Source organism: Mesorhizobium sp. B2-6-1 (genome assembly GCF_006440475.1).
Lineage (GTDB): Bacteria > Pseudomonadota > Alphaproteobacteria > Rhizobiales > Rhizobiaceae > Mesorhizobium.
In genome coordinates this window covers 153,414-171,476 of the sequence record NZ_VFUH01000003.1, presented here as the reverse complement: position 1 = coordinate 171,476, position 18,063 = coordinate 153,414, and the positions used below count along the sequence as shown (strand labels likewise).

The window sequence follows — 18,063 nt, the reverse complement described above, 5'->3', positions numbered from 1 at the left end:
GCCGAGACAATTTGAGGCCTCTCGTTAAGAATGCGATAACCAATTGGTAACGGTGCCTGCCTAGCTTCGTGATCCGATGGCCGGATCGCCCGGCCACATTTTACACGGAGCGGCGACGGGCGGGCGAATGTATCTGGTATTGGAGAAGCTTGTCGCCTTGCCGGCGTCATTGTTGAAATTCGCCTTGAGGATCTCGGTCGTCATCGTGTTTTGCGCCGCCTCTGCTTCCGCCGTGCAGGCCAATTCCAGATTTTCAGCCATTGTCATCGATGCCAAGACCGGCAAGACCCTCTACAGGGATCATGCGGACGTTCCGCGCTATCCAGCATCTCTCACCAAGATGATGACGCTCTACCTCATCTTCGACGCCCTCGAGAGCGGCAGGATCTCGAAAGGCACGGCAATACCGGTATCGGCCAATGCTGCCAACGAGGCGCCCTCCAAGCTCGGACTGAAGCAGGGTCAAACGATCACCGTCGAACAGGTCATATTGGCGCTGGTAACGAAGTCCGCCAACGATGCCGCGACGGCCATTGGCGAGTTCCTCGGCGGGTCGGAGGTCGGCTTTGCACGTCTCATGACGCAAAAAGCACGACAGTTGGGAATGACCTCCACCACGTTCAGGAACGCTAACGGACTGCCCGACACAGCCCAGAAGACCACGGCGCGCGACATGGCACGCCTTGGCCTGGCGCTCAGGGATCATCACCCTGGCTATTATTCCTACTTCAACACCCGATCCTTCAAATACAAAGGTCGGCGCTTCGGCAATCACAACCATCTGCTCGGCCGGGTGAAGGGCGTGGATGGGATCAAAACGGGATACACGAATGCCTCGGGCTTCAACCTGGTTTCTTCCGTCGAGGCGCAGGGCCGCAGCATCGTCGCGGTGGTGATGGGCGGACATACGGTCAGGAGCCGAGATGCACGCATGAAGCGTCTCATCAGCCGCTATCTGGCTAAGGCTTCCAACGGTCCGGACCGGTTCAGGATCGATCGTGGCGGAGAAAGCGCATTGGTCGCCTCCGCGGCTTCGAACGCATCGGTGCCCACTCCGACGTGGAAGCCAGCCCGGGTGGCCGATTCCCGAGCCGCTTTCGCCGCTGAGGCGATGGGCGATGTGTCCAGGGAGCAGGCCTTGTCTGCCGATGCCATCGATCCGATCAGCACCGCTTCCACCCAAGAAGGTCAATGGATCATCCAGATTGGATCGATGCCAAGCAAGGCCGCAGCTCGTGAAATCCTTTCACTCGCGGCTCGCAAAGCGCCAAAACTGCTTTCGAACACTTCTGCTTTTACCGAGGCCTTCGAAAAAGATGGCGATGTGTACTACCGCGCCCGATATGCCGGCTTCGATAACAAGTCGGAAGCGTGGCGCGCTTGCGGGCGACTGGCGCTCAAAAAAATCGATTGCTACGCGCTCACTCGGTAGGTGGGATCGAACGCCCATGCGAACGCTGCAACTCGCCTCTCCCGACGTTGTCTCACCAGGACCACGCGGCAATATCGAAAGATGTCCTCGAGCCCTCTTCAATCCTTCGCATGGGGCTTCGCTGTGAGACGCCGCGGTTGTGCGCCTCGGAGCAACGTCGTCTCGTCGACTTATCAAGACACCGGTTGCGGCTTTTTCGTCACGGGTAGCGTCCTTCGTTGTTGCCTCATCGCTGCACTATGTGTTGCAACTGTCACAAAGGCCGGCCCTCAAGCTGCTGTCAACGGGATTGCCTTGCCCCGCTTCGCGTCGTTGAAGAGTTCTCCTGTGAATATGCGGGTCGGACCGGGCACCCAATATGACGTCGAATGGGTTTATGTCCGGCCCAGGATTCCGCTTGAAATCTACCAGGAATATGGAAACTGGCGGCGCGTGCGAGATTGGCAGGGAACATCCGGCTGGGTCTTCGGTCCGCTTCTTTCGGGGCGAAGGACCGCTGTAACCGCCCCATGGAGCAAGGACAAGATCGCGCTGCGCCGGAAGCCTTCGGTTTCCAGCCTCGTCACCGCCTGGCTGGCGCCGGAAGTAATTGTCGAACTGGTGCGCTGCGACGGGCAATGGTGCAGGGTCGCGGTCAAGTCGCTGGCAGGTTTCGTCAGGCAAACCCGCCTTTGGGGCGTCTATCCTAACGAAACACTCTAACAGCAGCACTCGTCAGAAGGCTGCTGCTGGTCGGCCGGTGATGGCATTTCGCGTCGCCTTCAGCCAAATCAAACCTCGCGAGAAGAACGCCGAGTTGAGGGCGTTCCGCACAACTATGGCTGACATCTGGCCGGCGATAGCGCCCCTCCCACCTGTCGCGAGCCTTCGCGACGGCCTGCCCGACTATTCCGGCGGCCGTCGAGCAATGGACTTCCTCAAGTCAGCCGTCTCCCAACACTACCTCCGCGGGCAGGTTCCAAACGTCATTCGGCAGCTTCGACCGATCTCGATGCCGCCACGATCCGCGCGGCACAATATTTGAACTCGGGGATCTTGCCGTAAGGATCGAGCATAGGATTGGTAAGCATGTTGGCCGGGCTCTCATTAAAGCAGAACGGCATGAACACCATGCCATCGGCGACCTCTCGATCGGCCCGCAGAATGGCTTCGACAATGCCGCGCCGCGTCTCCACGTTGATCACGTCTCCCTGCGCCAGGCCGCGGCGCTTGATCTCGTAGGGATTCATTGCAGCAATGCCGTAGGGCTCGATCGCGTTGAGCACCCCGGCGCGGCGTGTCATGGCGCCCGTGTGCCAGTGCTCCAGCAGGCGCCCGGTGGTTAGCACCAGAGGATATTCGTCGTCGGGCACCTCGTCGGGAGGCAGGAGGTCGGCGGGCACGATGCGCCCGCGGCCATCCGCGGTCGGAAACCCGGTGGTGAAGACGATCTCGTTGCCAGGAACATCAGGACCATCGGCAGGATAGACGACGGACTCCTCGCGTTCGATGCGCTCCCAGGAAATGTGCTTCAGCGACGGCATTACTTGCGCCATTTCGCCGAAGACGTCCGAAACGTGCCCGTAGTTCCAGTCCAGCCCCATGCGTCTGGCAAGCTCGATGATGAGATCGAGATCCTGCCGCGCCTCGCCCGGCAGGTTGACGGCCGGCCGGCCGATCTGCACCTGCCGATTGGTATTGGTGTAAGTGCCGAGCTTCTCAGCATGCGCGGAGGCAGGGAGCACCACGTCGGCATGCCACGCTGTTTCGGTCAGGAAGATGTCCTGAACAACCAGATGCTCTAGCTTGGCGAGTGCGGCGCGCGCATGGCTCTGGTCCGGATCGGACATGGCCGGGTTCTCGCCCATGATGTACATGCCCCGGATCTCGCCGTCATGGATCGCGTCGACGATCTCGACGACGGTCAAGCCGCGTTTGGGGTCGAGCGTCTGGCCCCAGAAATTCTCGTACTGGCCGCGGATATCGGCATTCTCCACCGATTTGTAGTCGGGGAAATACATCGGGATGAGGCCCGCGTCCGAGGCGCCCTGGACATTGTTCTGGCCGCGCAGCGGATGCAGGCCTGTGCCGGCGCGCCCGACATGCCCCGTGATCAGCGCCAGCGCGATCAGGCAGCGCGAATTGTCCGTGCCGTGGGTGTGCTGCGAAATGCCCATGCCCCAAAAAATCATCGAGCGCTCCGCCTTGGCATAGGTGCGCGCCACCTCGCGCAGTACACCGGCCTCGATGCCGCAGACGGGAGCCATCGCCTCGGGCGAAAAATCCTTCACCTTGGCCTTCAATGCCTCGAAGCCGGAGACATTGGCCTGGATGTACTGCTCGTCATAGAGCCTCTCTTCTATGATGACGTGCAGCAGCGCGTTGAGCATCGCCACGTCGCTGCCCGGCTTGAAGCGCAGCGCATAGCTGGCGTGGCGCATCAGTTCCTGGCCGCGCGGATCCATCACGATCAGCTTGGTGCCGCGCTTTGCCGCTTGCTTGAAATAGGTGGCGGCCACTGGATGGTTTGTCGCCGGCCGCGCCCCGATGATGATCACGCATTCGGCCTTCATGGCGTCCATGAAAGGCGCCGAGACCGCGCCAGAGCCGACGCCCTCCATCAGAGCGGCCACGGAAGAGGCGTGGCAGAGCCGGGTGCAGTGGTCGATATTGTTGGTGCCGAAACCCTGCCGGACGAATTTCTGGAAGAGATAGGCCTCCTCATTCGACCCCTTTGCCGAGCCGAAGCCAGCCAGCGCCTTGCCACCATGCTGGTCGCGGATGCGTTTCAGCCCGCTGGCAGCGCGCTCCAGCGCCTCTTCCCAGCTGGCCTCGCGGAACACTGTCAGCGGGTCGACACTGCGCAGATCAATGTCGCCGGCCTTCGGCGCGTCGTCGCGACGGATCAGCGGCTTCGTCAGCCGTTCGGGCGACATCACATAGTCGAAGCCAAAGCGCCCCTTGACGCAGAGCCGGTTCTCGTTCGCCGGACCGTTACGGCCGTCAACCTGGACGATTTTATTGTCCTTGACAGCGACCTGCGTCTGGCAGCCAACGCCGCAAAACGGGCAAACCGTATCGACGACCTTGTCGAACGCCTGGACGACACGCGTCTTGCCGGTCTCGTCCATCAGCGATTTCTCGTAGAGCGCACCAGTCGGGCAAGCCTGGACGCATTCGCCACAGGTGACGCAGGTCGACAGGCCCATCGGATCGTGCATATCGAAGACAGGAATCGAGTGATTGCCGCGCTCGGCCATGCCGATCACGTCGTTGACCTGCACCTCGCGGCAGGCGCGCACGCAAGCGCCGCAGGTGATGCACGCGTCGAGATTGACGGCAATGGCCGGATTGGTGATGTCGAATTCTGGCGCTAGCCCCTCCTCGGTGAACTTGGAACGGTATCGGCTGCCCGAAATCCCCATCGAACCGGCCCATTGCCAGAATGCCGACTGGTTGTCTGGACCGTCGCTCGCCGGTCGCATGTTGCTTGCGAGGAGCTCGAATACCATCTCGCGCGATTTGCGGGCGCGTTCGGTATCGGTTTTCACGACCATGCCGGCGGAAGGCTGGCGAACGCAGGAGGCAGCCAGCACGCGCTCGCCTTCGATGTCGACCATGCAGGCGCGGCAATTGCCGTCGGGACGATAGCCCGGCATGTCGACATGGCACAGATGCGGAATCTTTGTTCCCTGGCGCTTGGCGACATCCCAGATAGTCTCGCCAGGGGCGGCGCTCACGGTTTGCCCATTGAGGGTGAATACCACGCTCTCGGCCATCAGAGGTCACTCCGGAAATGCGTCAGCAGATGGTTGATCGGATTGGGCGCCGCCTGGCCCAGGCCGCAGATCGACGAATCGCGCATCACGGCTTCGAGGTCGCGAATCTTATCTTCCGGCATCGGGCCCTGCTCCTGCAAGATAGCCACCAACTTTTCGGTTCCCTCGCGACAAGGCGTGCACTTCCCGCAGCTCTCATGTTTGAAGAATTTCATGAGGTTGAGCGTGACCTGCTTTATATTGTCGGCCCGCGAGAACACGACTATAGCATGGGACCCGACGAAGGCGCCCTGCTTGGCCAGATCGCCGCCGAAATCGAGCGGAATGTCCCCCAGTGCTGCTGGCAGGATGCCGCCTGAGGCGCCACCCGGCAAATAGGCCTTGAACTCATGACCGTCCGCCATACCGCCGCAATAGTCGTCGATCAATTCGCGTACCGTGACGCCGGCCGGCGCCAGCTTGACGCCGGGATTTTTCACCCGGCCGGATACGGACCATGAGCGGATGCCAGGGTGGCCGGGCCTGCCCTGCGCAGCGAACCATTGCGCGCCCTTTTCGACGATGTCGCGGATCCACCAGAGCGTCTCGACATTATGGTTGAGCGTCGGTCGTCCGAACAGGCCGACCTCGGCGATGTAGGGGGGGCGGTGGCGCGGCATGCCGCGCTTGCCCTCGATGCTTTCCAGCATCGCACTCTCCTCGCCGCAGATATACGCACCAGCGCCGCGGCGGAGCTCGATGAAGCCCGGCTTGACGATGCCGGTGGCCTCGAGTGCGGCGATCTCCTGACGAAGAATGGCGAGCACCGCAGGGTATTCGTCACGCATGTAAAGATAGATCCGTTCCGCCTCGACGGCGTGCGCCGCGATCAATGCACCCTCAAAGGCACGGTGCGGATCTCGCTCGAGATAGATGCGGTCCTTGAAGGTGCCGGGCTCCCCCTCGTCGCCATTGATCGACATCAGACGCGGGCCCGGATAGGAACGCACGAACTGCCACTTCTTGCCAGCGGGAAAACCCGCACCGCCCAGACCCCTCAAGCCCGCATCGCCCACGGTGGCGATGAGCTCGTCCGTGGTCAGCGCCCCAATCCGTACCCGCTGCAAAAGCTGGTAGCCGCCCGCCTGCCGATACGCCTCCAGCCCGACATAATCGGGCACGTTCACACCGGTCTCCGCTGCCGCGGCCATGCGCCTCAGGCCCTCGGCGGTTGCCTGGTCGACCTCGCGATCACCGATACGCGCGGCAGGCGCGCCAGCGCAACGGCCCATGCAGGGCGCGCGCATGACCCTGATCGCCGCTGGATCGGCGCCCGCTTGCAATTCAGCCAGGAGCGTGTCGGCGCCCGCCAGCATGCAACTCACTGAATCGCACACGCGGATTGTCAACGGCGCAGGCGGCATCTCGCCTTCCTTCACAACGTCGAAATGGTCGTAGAAGGTCGCCACCTCGTAGACCTCGGCCTGCGACAAGCGCATATCTTGCGCCAGCGCCCGCAAATGCCGCGCCGACAGGCAGCCATATCGGTCCTGGATCAGATGAAGGAATTCGATCAGCAAGTCGCGCCGTCGCTGGCGCGCGCCCAGGAGCGCCTGAACCTCGGCGAGCGCAGCGTCATCCAGCGGCCTGCCCTTTGGTCCGCGATCACGCGGCCGTCGTTCCTGGATCGTCATGTGCTCACCTCCCCGAGTGAAACGCCCTTACCTCTTAACGATACCCCGCGGACCAGGATGTCGACTATGAGGCACGACATGTCCCCTGCACGACTAGCGCAAGCATTGCGTCGCAAATCTTGGGGCCGCCGCCGACGGGGTGCAACTCGTCACATCGTCGCGGGCTGCGTCTTTTCGATCATGAACACGACGCGATCGCCGTCGCGCTCCGTCGCTTCAAGTCGCTCGCCCATCTCGTTGAGCAGATTGGGGATATCGATGACCGCCAGCGGGTCCGTGCAGTGAACCTCGAGCCGCTCGCCTGGCCTCAAGGCTTTCAACGCCTTGCGGGTCTTGAGCGCGGGCAAAGGGCACTTAAGCCCGGTCAGATCCAGCTTCGTCGTGGTTATCATGGTCGGCATGATGCCCGACGGGACCTGGCCGCGTCAATCGAGCCTGGGTTGCGGCTCTCGTTTCGAGGACGCGATCCGACGGCGCTCACATAAGACTGGAATAGGGGAGGAACTGGACCGTGTGACCTGGCTCGACACGGACTATCTCCTCTCCCAACTCGACGAGACCGTCGGTCGCGACCAGGGATGACAACAGTCCTGCGCCTTCCCTGGGAAACTTCGTCGCTTCGTAGCATCCATCCGCGGCCGCGCGTACGCTTGCTCGCACATACTCGCGCCGTCCCTGCTTTTTGCTATAGGAAAAGGCGGCCCGCATAGCGATCGGGGTCGGTGGTTGCTGGAGGGCCCCCGCAAGGGCGAGGATTGCCGGGCGGGCAATATGCGCGAAGGTGACGAAGCTCGCCACCGGATTGCCAGGAAGTCCGATCAGCGGGGTTCCATCGATCACCCCCATGGCGACCGGCCGGCCCGGCTTGATCGCGACGCGCCAGAACACCAAGGTTCCGGCACTCTCGACGGCGGCCTTCACGCAATCTGCCTCGCCCGTCGACACACCGCCCGAAGTCAGGATCAGGTCATGGCTTAATGCCGCTTCGCTCAGCTTTTCAGCGATCAGTCTGCTGTCATCCACGAGGATACCGAGATCGGTGATGTCGCAGCAGAGTCGAGCGAGCATCGCCGTCAGCATGAAACGGTTGGAGTCGAAAAGCTGCGCCGGTCCGCGCATGTCTCCCGGCGCGACGATTTCGTCCCCGGTCGAGAACACTGCGACGCGTATCCTGCGCCTAACCTGGAGTTCCGTGAACCCCAATGCGGCGGCGAGCGCGATATCTTGCGGCCGCATCCGATGGCCCGCCGGGAGGACGGCCTCGCCCAATGCGACATCTTCACCCGCAGGGCGCACATTGGCACCCTTTTTCAGGCCGGGCGGGAGAAGGATCCTGCCGGAGCCGTCGATGCTCACGTCTTCCTGCATGAACACCGTGTCGACCCCGTCGGGCATTGGAGCGCCAGTGAAGATGCGTACCGTCTGGCCCGGCCGCACAGGTTCATTCGCCGCCATGCCGGCCTGAACCCTCCCGGCAACGGCGAATGCCGTCTCGACGGTCTGCGGCAGATCTGCCCCTCGCACGGCGTAGCCGTCGACCGCGGAATTCGTGAAGGGCGGCAGCGGCAGCGATGCCACCATCTTTTTTGCCAGGACGCGCCCATCCGCCAGCAAGAGCGGGACCGTCTCGACCTCCTGTACGGCGCTGAGTTTCGAGGCGATCAGCGCGGCAGTCTCGTCGATGGGCCGCATCTGTCCGCCGAAAGCGAAGCAGTCATCCGAGATTTGCGCCATTTATATTCCCACTCTACGAGCGTGTCGGCTTCTTCGTAATCGCATCAATCCGGCTTTTTTTAATCAGCTTCGGTTGAACAGCCTGTAAGATACGGCAAGCTAGCGCAGGCGCGAGCCAGAATACGACGTCAGGAGACTGCCATGCCTTTGATGCTACGCCAACCGGAACACGCTATCATCACACCCGATCCGCAAGACCAACGGCTGACGGAGCTGGTTGCGGGCGTCGACCATACAGGCGCGGCGGTAGAGGTCCGCGTACCGATCGAACGTGCCCTGACGCTCTATCTCAACGCTCAGGAGATCGTCACGATGATGACGGTCAACGACTATCCGGAATATCTTGCGCTCGGCTATCTGCTGAACCAGAACATGCTTCTGCCCACCGATGTGGTGACGGACGTCGAGTATGACGAGGACCTCCAGGTCGTGGTCGTTCGCACCGAGCGCAACACCGACTACGAGCAGAAGCTCAGAAAGCGAACGCAGACTTCGGGTTGCGCCCAAGGCACTGCCTTCGGCGACGTGCTGGAGGCGATCGAGGACATCACGCTCCCGCCCGCTGAGCTTCGCACCTCCTGGCTCTACGAGCTGACGCACAAAATCAACACCACGCCGTCGCTCTATCTGGAGGCAGGCGCGATCCATGGCTGCGTCCTTTGCAGGAAGGGCACGCCAATCTGCTATATGGAAGACGTCGGCCGCCATAACGCTGTCGACAAGATCGCCGGCTGGATGTACCGCCACGCCATCGATCCGGGGGACAAGATCATGTACACGACCGGGCGGCTGACCTCCGAGATGACGATCAAGACGGTTCGGATGGGCATTCCCATCCTGGTTTCGCGTTCCGGCTTCACCGCCTGGGGTGTGGCGCTGGCCCGCCAAGTGGGGCTGACGCTGGTCGGCCGGGCGCGCGGCAAGCGCTTCACCGCACTTTCGGGCCAGGAGCGGATCGTCTTCGACCAGGATATCGCTTCGGTCGATGAGGAAGCGCCGCGCCACCGCCGCAAGGGTGCCGAGCATGACGACTGAGCGGCCCATGACGCTGGGCGTCGTGCTCGCCGGCGGTCTGGGTCGGCGCATGGGCGGCGGGGACAAGCCGACGCGCGTGATCGGCGGACGCACGATGCTCGAGCATGTCATCGAACGGCTAGGACCTCAATGCGACGGGCTCGTGCTTAATGCCAATGGCGACCCCGTTCGTTTCGCCCGTTTTGGCCTGCCCGTCGTCGCCGACACGATCGAGGGTTATCCGGGGCCGCTCGCCGGCATGCTCGCCGCGCTCGATTGGACGGCGGACAACAGGCCCGACGTCGAGTGGGTGGTCAGCGCCGCCGGTGATTGTCCTTTCCTGCCGCGCGACCTCGTTGCACGCCTCCAGCGGGCGCGCATGACCGAGGGGGCGGATTTGGCGGTGGCGGCATCCGGTGGTCAGGCGCATCCGGTCATCGGGCTCTGGAAAGTCGCCCTGCGGGACGAATTGCGGCATGCGTTGACCAACGAGAGCCTGCGCAAGATCGACCGGTGGACCAGTCGCTACGGCCTTGCCACCGTATCCTGGCCGGCAGAGCCGGTGGACCCGTTCTTCAACGCCAACACAGTCGAGGACCTCGCCGAAGCCGAGCGGCTGGCCGCGTTGCTTGCCGCTAACCCGGCCGGCTGAACCCCGCGCGCTCCAGCGCCGAATGCACCTCGTCGGCCTGGAGGACTTCGAGGAACGCGTGCACCGCGGGCCGATCCTTTCGCGCGCAAACCAGCGCGAAGTCGTAGTGCTCTTCGGTCAACGGGATAAGACCGAGCCCGGCCGCACGCGCGACCGGCGCAATGGTGACGCCCCAGTCAGCGCGCTTCTGTGCCACAGCCGCGGCCACGGCATTGTGTGTGCGCGGCTGGTTCCAGTAGCCGTCCGGGCGTTCCGCGCCGAGGAGTTGGTCGATCAGGATACGCGTTCCCGAGCCTTGGTTGCGGTTGACCATCATGCAATCGGGATCGGCGAGCGCGGCACGGACCGCATCCTCCGCGCCGAGGCCCTCGAAGCGCTCGTCCCCTCGGCGGAACACCAAACCTTGCATGCGGCGCCAGCCTGGCACGAGTTCGAGACCGTCACCGAGGAAGGGCGCGTTGTAGTTCCGCGTCTTCGGGTCGAAGAGATGGATGGGAGCGAGATCGCACTCGCCGCGCTTGGCCGCCGCAAGACCGCCCAGGCTTCCCACAGACAGCGAGCGCACCGAAATACCGCGACGCGAAAGTTCGCCAACGACCAGATCGAGGCCGACGCAATGACTGCCGATGACGACGAGGTCGGGAACGCGGACCCGCGGCGTGAACAGCGTCACCGGCACGTCGGCACCGGCAGGCACGTGATCGGCCAGGGCCTCGATGCGGATGAAGCCATCCGCCTGGGTAAAGGATGTTATCGCTCCCGAGCCCTTACCAGTCGGATAGGCCGTCAATCCTCCCTGCCCTTGCACAAGGGAGACCATCGCGAATTCGGTCCGTCCGAGTTCTGAAGGAACCCGCAACGGAAGGCTTGCGGTGACCTGAGCATCGACGCGCGGCGGCAGCCCCGCCATGCGCCGCAGGGCGGGTACCACCATGTCATGGAAGGTGAACATGGCCGAGGTCGGAAATCCCGGCAGGACGATGACCGGCTTGCCCCCGCACACCGCAAGGCAAAGCGGCTTTCCGGGCTTCAGCGCCACGCCGTGGGCGATGATGCCGGGTTTGCCCAGTCGGCCGATAATGCGATGCGTGACATCCCCTGCCCCTTTGGACGTGCCGCCCGACAGGATCATTACGTCGTGGGCGGCGAGCGCCTCGCGCATAGCCGTCTCAAGCGTTGCCTCGTCGTCCGGGAAGGCGCCGAGAAAATGCGCTTCGCCGCCATTTTCAGTGACAGCCGCAGCGATGATCGGCCCGTTGGCGTCATAGATGCCGGCCGCCCGCAGCGGCTCGCCCGGCTGAACGAGTTCATCGCCAGTGGAGAGCACGGCCACGCGTGGCCTGCGCGCCACGGCCACTTGTGCGATTCCGCACGCGGCGAGCATGCCGATTTCGCGCGAGCCGATTTGCGTTCCGGTGCGCAGCACGACCTCTCCTCGCGCCATGTCGGATCCTGCATTGGAGACAAACTGGCCGGGCGAGATGCCGCGCCCCACCTCGATGGCACTCAATCCCACCGGATGCGTATGCTCCACCATGATGATGGCGTCCGCGCCACGCGGCAGCGGCCCGCCGGTTGCGATGGGCGTGGCGGTTCCGGTCAGAACGGGGAGTTGCGGAACCGTGCCGCAGGCAATCGCTTCCGCATTCAGCTCAAGCCGAACGGGACGGGTTTCAGAGGCGGCAGCCAGATCGGCCGCACGTACCGCGAAGCCATCGACATTGGAGCGGTCGAAGGGCGGCACGTCGACCGGCGCCGCCACGTCCTCGGCAAGAACCAGCCCGAGCGCGTCGGCCAGCGTCCGCGTCTCGGTCGGCAACGGGCGGGGAAACAGCGCTGCCTCGAAGCGAGCCAGCGCAGCTTCGCGCGACAATATCGTCAGGAACTGCTCCTGCCCGCTGTTCTGCCGGGCCGATGATGGAGAATTCGTCATAGCGGCTCACTCGATCAAAAGTTGCGGAGCGGAAAGGCGGAGACGGGCGTACCGGCGGCATACCCTTCGCTATCGCCCGGGACCGCAAGCCAGGCGTCGGCAAGCCGCATCGCGTCCAGCGAAAAGTCGCCGACCGCGAGCGGCGTCCACATGTCCCTTTCCTTCCCGAGCAGAACGAGCTCGTAAAGTCCGACCGCGGATGAGATTTTCCGCGAGAGCGGCAAGATGATGCCGGGCCGTTCAGATCTGCCCGACAGGCGGTCCAGGACTGGCTGGACAAGCGCAAGGAACCCGGCGAAAGCTTGGTGCGGCGATCCGGCCAATGCGACCACCGGTGTCTTGCCGAGCCGGCCTATTGCCGTTGTCCCTCCGGGCCGTAAGGCAATGCCGTGCCCAATCAACACCCCGCGCCGCGCCAGAGCCTCGGCGGTCACGTCGGCGTGGCCGTCACCAGTACCGCCGATCAGGAGCAGAAAATCGCAGGCCTCGCCGTCAAGAGCGACAATGATCGATGCCGCGTCGCGCTCTACGGTCTCTATACCGACGATCGAAACGCCCGAGGCACTCAGGCTCTCGACCACGAGCCGCATGGAGAATGTCTCGTGGCTGTCGGCAGCGACATCGATCACGCGCACGCGCGGGCTCCGTATGGCAAGCTGGCTCAGTCCCACTTTGCGGGCGACCAGCAGGTCGGCGACGCCGATCGCCTTTCCCTCAAGCATTGGCGGGCGGGCCGCCGCCATATCCTCGCCCGCCCGGCGCACACCCTGACCGGGCACCGCTTCAGCTGCTGCTTGGATCATCGGTCCACTGCAATCGACGAGGCCGGCCTGCAGCACACAGTCGCGATCTTCAGGCATGGCCTCACCCGTCTCGACCCAGATCGGCGCGACCGGCAAAACTAAGGGCGAATAGGCTGATGCCCCCATGAGGTCGAGGGCGCGACACGCCCAGCCGTCGACGGCAGCGATGTCTCGCACAGGCTGAGCCGGCACGACAGGCGGCATCCCGGCAGCGACATAGCCCAAGGCTTGTTCAGGCGGCACCAAGCGGGGGGTGACGGGCATTACACCATCGAGCAGCGCGTCGAGCGCCGCTTCCAGGGGAGTCAGCGGGCCCGTCGAAGAAAACGTTCTCGTCATGGCGCGATATTGAAGCAGACGCGAGCCTGTTTGCAACCAGCTTCAGGAACGCCCGCGCTGCGCGTTCGGGAAGAAGAGCTGCTGGCCGTCGATCTTGTACTCTCCGATCGCCTTCTGGCCTTCCGGAGAAATCAGCCAATCGATGAAGCGCTGGCCGGCCTCCACTTTGACGCTTGGATGCTTGTGAGGATTCACCAGCATCACGCCATACTGATTGAACAGCCGCTTGTCACCCTCGACGGCGATGTCCAACTCGCCACGATTCTTGAACGACAGCCAAGTGCCACGATCGGAAAGCGTATAGGCGTTCATGGCTGCCGCGGCGTTGAGCGCCGCCCCCATGCCCTGCCCGATCTCCTTGTACCACGGGCCCCTGGCCGCCTCGATGTCGATGCCGGCCGTCTTCCACAGACCCAATTCGGCCGAATGGGTGCCGGACCTGTCACCACGCGACACGAAGGCCGCCTTCTTGGCTTTGATGGCGATCAGCGCGGCTGCGATGTCCTTGGTCCCGCTGACGCCCGCCGGGTCGCTCTTGGGGCCAACGAGGACGAAGTCGTTGTACATCACGTCGAAGCGCTTCACCCCGAAGCCTTCCTCGATGAACTTCTCCTCCTGCGCCTTGGCATGGACGAAGACCACGTCGGCATCGCCACGCCGACCGGTGTCGAGCGCCTGACCGGTGCCCTGAGCGACAATCTTCACGCCGATGCCGGTTTTCTTCTCGAACAGCGGCAGGATGTGATCGAACAGGCCGGAATCCTGGGTCGAGGTCGTCGACGCCACGACTATCGACTGGTCCTGGGCAGGCGCGCCGCCTGCTAGCATCAGAAGCACCACAAGCGCAGAGAATATTCGGCGGGTCAGCATCTCAATCTCGGTCCAGTTGATCAAAGCACGAGCTCGCCGCGCACGAAGGCAGCGGCTTGCGGGGTCGCGGGGCGGTCAAGGAAGTCGTCGGCGTCGGCATGCTCGCAAACGCGCCCGCGGAGCAGAAAGACGACGTCTGCCGCGATCCTGCGCACTTGGCCGAGATGGTGCGACGCCATGATGATTTTCGTGCCCGATTGGGCAGCCGTGATGATGATCTGCTCGACAAAACGCGTCGCCGCCGGATCGAGGCTGGCTGTCGGCTCGTCGAGCAGCAGGATTTCGGGCTGGCGCGCCAGGGCCCGGGCGAGGGCCAGCCGCTGCTGCTCGCCACCGGAGAGATGCCGTGCCGGACGTGCAGCGAGATCGAGAAGACCGACGCGCTCGAGCAGTTCCTCCACGCGCGGGGCCCGGAGCCGGCGCGGACAGCCCGCTTGAGCCAGTGCATAGGCGACATTCGCGGCCGCCGAGCGACGCAGCATCACCGGCTTCTGGAACAGGATTGCACGCCGTGTCGGCGGGGAAAGCGTTCGTCCCCCCCAAGTCAGGGTTCCAGCAGAAGGTGCAACAAGCCCCATGCAGAGCCGCAGCAGGGAGGTTTTGCCCGACCCGTTCGGGCCGACGACCAGAGTCGGGGCGCGCGGCCCGATCGTCAGGTTCACCCGGTCCAGGATGGTCGTCGCACCGGCGACCAGCGACACGTCATCGAAGACAAGTGGAAGATCGCTCTGAGCAGCCCGCATCCCTAGCCAGCCCGTTGCTCGGACCAAACTCGCACGCCCCAGGCGGCGGCGTTGATCAGCAAGATGAGGAAAATCAGCATCAGGCCGAGCCCCATGGCGAGCGGCAGGTTTCCCTTCGAGGTCTCAAGTGCGATTGCCGTCGTCATGGTGCGGGTGAAGCCATCTATGTTGCCGCCGACGATCATCACGGTGCCGACCTCGGCCGCCGCCCTGCCGAAGCCCGCGAGCAGAGCCGTGACGAGGCTGAAGCGGCCGTCCCACAAAAGCGTGGCGACCAGGCCCGCCGGCCCGACCTGCATCGCAGTCAGTTCCTCACGATACTCGCGCCACAGATCCTCGACCGTCTGGCGAGTCAGCGCGGCAATGATGGGCAGCACCAGTAGCGCCTGCGCGATGACCATCGCGGCGGGTGTGAACAAGAGGCCGAATTCACCCAGCGGCCCGGATCGCGATAGCAGCAGATAGACCGTCAGCCCGACCACCACCGGCGGCAGGCCCATGAAACCGTTCAGCAGCACGACGATCGCCGAACGACCGGGAAAGCGCGCCAGCGCGATAATTGCGCCCAGCGGAAGACCGGCGATCATGGCGATCGCGACAGCCGAAAGGCTCACGGCGAGCGACAGGCGCACGATGGCAAACAGCGTGGCGTCGCCGCTCGCGATCAGTTGCCATGCGCCCAGCCCTTCCGACATTGCTCCTCGCAGCCTGTCCCGTGTCAATGTCCTGCAACTCCTCCGTCACTGTCAAATCCTTGAACCTGAACAGGAATATGCATATCAATGCAGGATGGATTTGCTGACGACGTCCGAAGCCGCCGACTATCTGCGCATTGGTGAGCGCAAGCTTTATGAGCTGATTGCGGAGGAGCGTGTCCCGTGCAGCAAGGTGGCGGGCAAGTGGCTGTTTCCTCGGCATGAACTCGACCGTTGGGTCATGTCGGGGTTGATCCGGCCCGCAGGAATGACGCAATCCGAGCCGCCGCCGATCGTCGGTGGCAGCCAGGACGACCTGCTCGAATGGGCTCTCCGCCAATCAGCCTCCGGCCTGGCCTTTCTGACGGAAGGCACGGAAGCCGGCGTGACACGCCTGCTGCGCGGCGAGGTGTCTGTCGCCGCGATTCATTTCCACAGCCCCGACCCGGACCCGAATGTCGCCGCGATTGCGGCCAGACCGCGGCTTTACGATGCGGTGCTGGTCGGATTCGCCCGCCGCGAGCAAGGCCTGCTGCTCGCGCCAGGCAATCCAAAATCGCTCAACAACCTGACCGACGTACTTGCGACCGGCGCACGCATCGCGGTTCGTCAACGCGGCGCAGGCGCGGACATGCTGCTCACGCAATTGCTGGCGGACTCCGGCGCGAAACAGGACGACGTCAACCGGTTGGAGCCGCCCTGCCTGACCGGACCCGATCTCGCGGCTGCCGTGCGCATTGGTAGGGCCGATTGCGGAATTGCCACGCGCGCGGCCGCCCGCGCCGCTGGCCTCGATTTCGTTCCATTGGCCTGGGAAAGCTTCGATCTCCTGATGCGGCAGCGGACCTACTTCCAGCAACGGATCCAGACGCTCCTGCGTTTGCTAGGGCAGGAAATCTTCGCCAGCCGCGCCGCCGAGCTTGGCGGATACGATCCATCGCCCGCCGGGCAGATACGGTTCTTCAAGTAGCAGCCGACCCCGATCAAGCCGCAGCTCTCATCCAAGATCGATCTCGCCCTCCACGACATGGCGCAAGCCTGCCGGCTCCGAGGTGATGACGGCCCTCACGGTCAGTCGGCCCTGTCCTTTCAGGCCCTTCTCCGCCACGGCTTTCTCGATTGCCTGCTGCGAAGTCACGCCGACCTGCTTCAGGAACTTGCGCATGGAGACGTTGAAGGGATCGGTTTCCATATTCTGGGTCATATGATTGCCTCGAACGGTGTGGACGATATGGCCGGTCCGGCAAGCTTGGTGCCCGCAACGGCGGCGCTGCGCCAACGGAGCACGGAATGGCCCGGGGTGCAATGAGGACGACGCTCGCACTATGTCTGACGCGGTCCGTTCCTCTGTGGCGTAACAACGCGTGGTGCCGAGATCCCTGGTCATGCCGGAGCGCCGCGGGCGATTGCCGTGACGGCCGATGGGCAAACGGCGATCACCGGTGGTTTCGCAGCAAGTGGCAACTGATGAAGGGCATGATGGGATGGGCTGTTTTTCGCCCGTCAGCGCGCCCTAAGCAATCCTGGTACCACTACGAGCATCGAACAGATGCACCTTGGATACCATGATCTCCAACCCAACCTCTTGATCAAGTTTGAAGGGCGGCTGATCCCGCACCTCGGCCACGAGGTCGACTCCACCTGCACTTAATGTAAGCTCCTGGGCCTCACCGGTCGGCTCGACCACTTGCACCCTCGCCTGAGAGTGGTTGCCACCAACCGAAATGTGCTGCGGACGAATCCCATAAACTACCCCATCCTTGTCGCCCATCCGAGCATCCGCCGGCAAGGGTAAGCGCAAGCCCTGATCGGCGACGAATGCGCCGTTGTCGATGCGGCCCTCGATCAGGTTCATTTCCGGCGAGCCGATAAAGCTTGCGACGAACAGATTGGCTGGGTTCTCGTAGAGCTCGGAGGGGCTGCCGATCTGTTCGATCCGGCCTTTGTTCAACACCACGATGCGGTCGGCGAGCGTCATCGCCTCGGTCTGGTCATGCGTGACATAGATGCTTGTTCGGCCGAGCCGTTGGTGAAGCTTCTTGATTTCGGCGCGCATCTTGACACGCAACTTGGCATCGAGGTTGCTAAGCGGCTCATCAAACAGGAAAGCGGCTGGATCGCGCACGATGGCGCGGCCCATGGCGACACGTTGGCGCTGGCCGCCGGACAACTGCCGCGGCATGCGGCCAAGCAGATCCTGCAGGCCAAGGATTTTGGCCGCCGCCTTGACCCTCGAGACAATCTCTTCCCTAGGGACCTTCGCCAGTCGAAGCGCAACGACAATGGTGGCCCCGGAGGGTCAACGTTTTCTAGAGGAAGTCAACAAATTAGCGGACGGTTCGGCAACCCGTTTCCTTCATATTCTCTGGTATGGTCTGGCGAACCTAAGGAACCGGGGGAACACTAGTTTTTACTAC

16 protein-coding genes are annotated in these 18,063 nt (G+C 63.4%); 5 read left to right on the top strand and 11 right to left on the bottom strand.

Annotated elements, in window-relative coordinates:
* Positions 1 to 76 precede the first annotated feature (76 nt).
* Together FJ443_RS08515 and FJ443_RS31620 are read left to right on the top strand one after the other, a co-directional pair.
* The gene (locus tag FJ443_RS08515; RefSeq protein WP_246681204.1) at positions 77 to 1,432 is read left to right on the top strand and encodes a D-alanyl-D-alanine carboxypeptidase family protein; all 1,356 of its coding nucleotides are present in this window, start codon (positions 77 to 79) and stop codon (positions 1,430 to 1,432) included.
* A 327-nt stretch (positions 1,433 to 1,759) separates the two neighbouring features.
* Positions 1,760 to 2,134 carry an SH3 domain-containing protein gene (locus tag FJ443_RS31620; protein WP_281405485.1) on the top strand — a complete coding sequence of 125 codons (375 nt, stop codon included), beginning with the start codon at positions 1,760 to 1,762 and terminating at the stop codon, positions 2,132 to 2,134.
* 263 nt (positions 2,135 to 2,397) lie between these two features.
* Here the strand turns inward: FJ443_RS31620 and fdhF are convergent, their stop codons facing one another.
* From fdhF to glp, 4 genes are all read right to left on the bottom strand, one after another.
* Positions 2,398 to 5,190, bottom strand: coding sequence for a formate dehydrogenase subunit alpha (gene fdhF / locus FJ443_RS08505; RefSeq protein WP_140630415.1), 2,793 nt, complete (start codon positions 5,188 to 5,190; stop codon positions 2,398 to 2,400).
* A complete protein-coding gene (locus FJ443_RS08500) occupies positions 5,190 to 6,863 on the bottom strand; it encodes an NAD(P)H-dependent oxidoreductase subunit E (RefSeq protein ID WP_140663500.1) in 1,674 nt (557 codons plus the stop codon). The genes fdhF and FJ443_RS08500 overlap by 1 nt, the downstream gene beginning before the upstream one ends.
* A gap of 149 nt (positions 6,864 to 7,012) precedes the next feature.
* On the bottom strand, positions 7,013 to 7,264 hold the full coding sequence (locus tag FJ443_RS08495) for a sulfurtransferase TusA family protein (protein ID WP_224618804.1): 252 nt from the start codon (positions 7,262 to 7,264) through the stop codon (positions 7,013 to 7,015).
* A gap of 76 nt (positions 7,265 to 7,340) precedes the next feature.
* Positions 7,341 to 8,597, bottom strand: coding sequence for a gephyrin-like molybdotransferase Glp (gene glp, locus FJ443_RS08490; RefSeq protein ID WP_140663498.1), 1,257 nt, complete (start codon positions 8,595 to 8,597; stop codon positions 7,341 to 7,343).
* 150 nt (positions 8,598 to 8,747) lie between these two features.
* Here glp and FJ443_RS08485 point away from each other — a divergent pair, with 150 nt between their 5' ends.
* Both FJ443_RS08485 and mobA read left to right on the top strand, forming a co-directional pair.
* The gene (locus FJ443_RS08485; RefSeq protein WP_140499459.1) at positions 8,748 to 9,632 is read left to right on the top strand and encodes a formate dehydrogenase accessory sulfurtransferase FdhD; all 885 of its coding nucleotides are present in this window, start codon (positions 8,748 to 8,750) and stop codon (positions 9,630 to 9,632) included.
* The gene (mobA, locus tag FJ443_RS08480) at positions 9,622 to 10,263 is read left to right on the top strand and encodes a molybdenum cofactor guanylyltransferase MobA (RefSeq protein WP_181175083.1); all 642 of its coding nucleotides are present in this window, start codon (positions 9,622 to 9,624) and stop codon (positions 10,261 to 10,263) included. The genes FJ443_RS08485 and mobA overlap by 11 nt, the downstream gene beginning before the upstream one ends.
* On the opposite strand, the gene FJ443_RS08475 is transcribed toward mobA, so the two are convergent.
* The 5 genes from FJ443_RS08475 to FJ443_RS08455 form a co-directional block, all read right to left on the bottom strand.
* A complete protein-coding gene (locus FJ443_RS08475; protein ID WP_140521333.1) occupies positions 10,247 to 12,196 on the bottom strand; it encodes a molybdopterin biosynthesis protein in 1,950 nt (649 codons plus the stop codon). The genes mobA and FJ443_RS08475 overlap by 17 nt on opposite strands.
* Before the next feature lie 14 nt (positions 12,197 to 12,210).
* A complete protein-coding gene (locus tag FJ443_RS08470) occupies positions 12,211 to 13,338 on the bottom strand; it encodes a molybdopterin-binding protein (protein ID WP_140565616.1) in 1,128 nt (375 codons plus the stop codon).
* 42 nt (positions 13,339 to 13,380) lie between these two features.
* Positions 13,381 to 14,166, bottom strand: coding sequence for an extracellular solute-binding protein (locus FJ443_RS08465; RefSeq protein WP_224519050.1), 786 nt, complete (start codon positions 14,164 to 14,166; stop codon positions 13,381 to 13,383).
* A 62-nt stretch (positions 14,167 to 14,228) separates the two neighbouring features.
* On the bottom strand, positions 14,229 to 14,951 hold the full coding sequence (locus tag FJ443_RS08460) for an ATP-binding cassette domain-containing protein (RefSeq protein ID WP_140663496.1): 723 nt from the start codon (positions 14,949 to 14,951) through the stop codon (positions 14,229 to 14,231).
* Positions 14,952 to 14,953: 2 nt separating this feature from the next.
* A complete protein-coding gene (locus FJ443_RS08455) occupies positions 14,954 to 15,646 on the bottom strand; it encodes an ABC transporter permease (RefSeq protein ID WP_140521329.1) in 693 nt (230 codons plus the stop codon).
* Positions 15,647 to 15,740: 94 nt separating this feature from the next.
* Here FJ443_RS08455 and FJ443_RS08450 point away from each other — a divergent pair, with 94 nt between their 5' ends.
* The gene (locus FJ443_RS08450) at positions 15,741 to 16,616 is read left to right on the top strand and encodes a helix-turn-helix transcriptional regulator (RefSeq protein WP_140521328.1); all 876 of its coding nucleotides are present in this window, start codon (positions 15,741 to 15,743) and stop codon (positions 16,614 to 16,616) included.
* Between the two features lie 27 nt (positions 16,617 to 16,643).
* Here the strand turns inward: FJ443_RS08450 and FJ443_RS08445 are convergent, their stop codons facing one another.
* A complete protein-coding gene (locus tag FJ443_RS08445) occupies positions 16,644 to 16,850 on the bottom strand; it encodes a DUF6494 family protein (RefSeq protein WP_140499366.1) in 207 nt (68 codons plus the stop codon).
* Positions 16,851 to 17,159: 309 nt separating this feature from the next.
* A complete protein-coding gene (locus FJ443_RS08440) occupies positions 17,160 to 17,888 on the bottom strand; it encodes an ATP-binding cassette domain-containing protein (RefSeq protein WP_281405529.1) in 729 nt (242 codons plus the stop codon).
* Between the last annotated feature and the right edge of the window lie 175 nt (positions 17,889 to 18,063).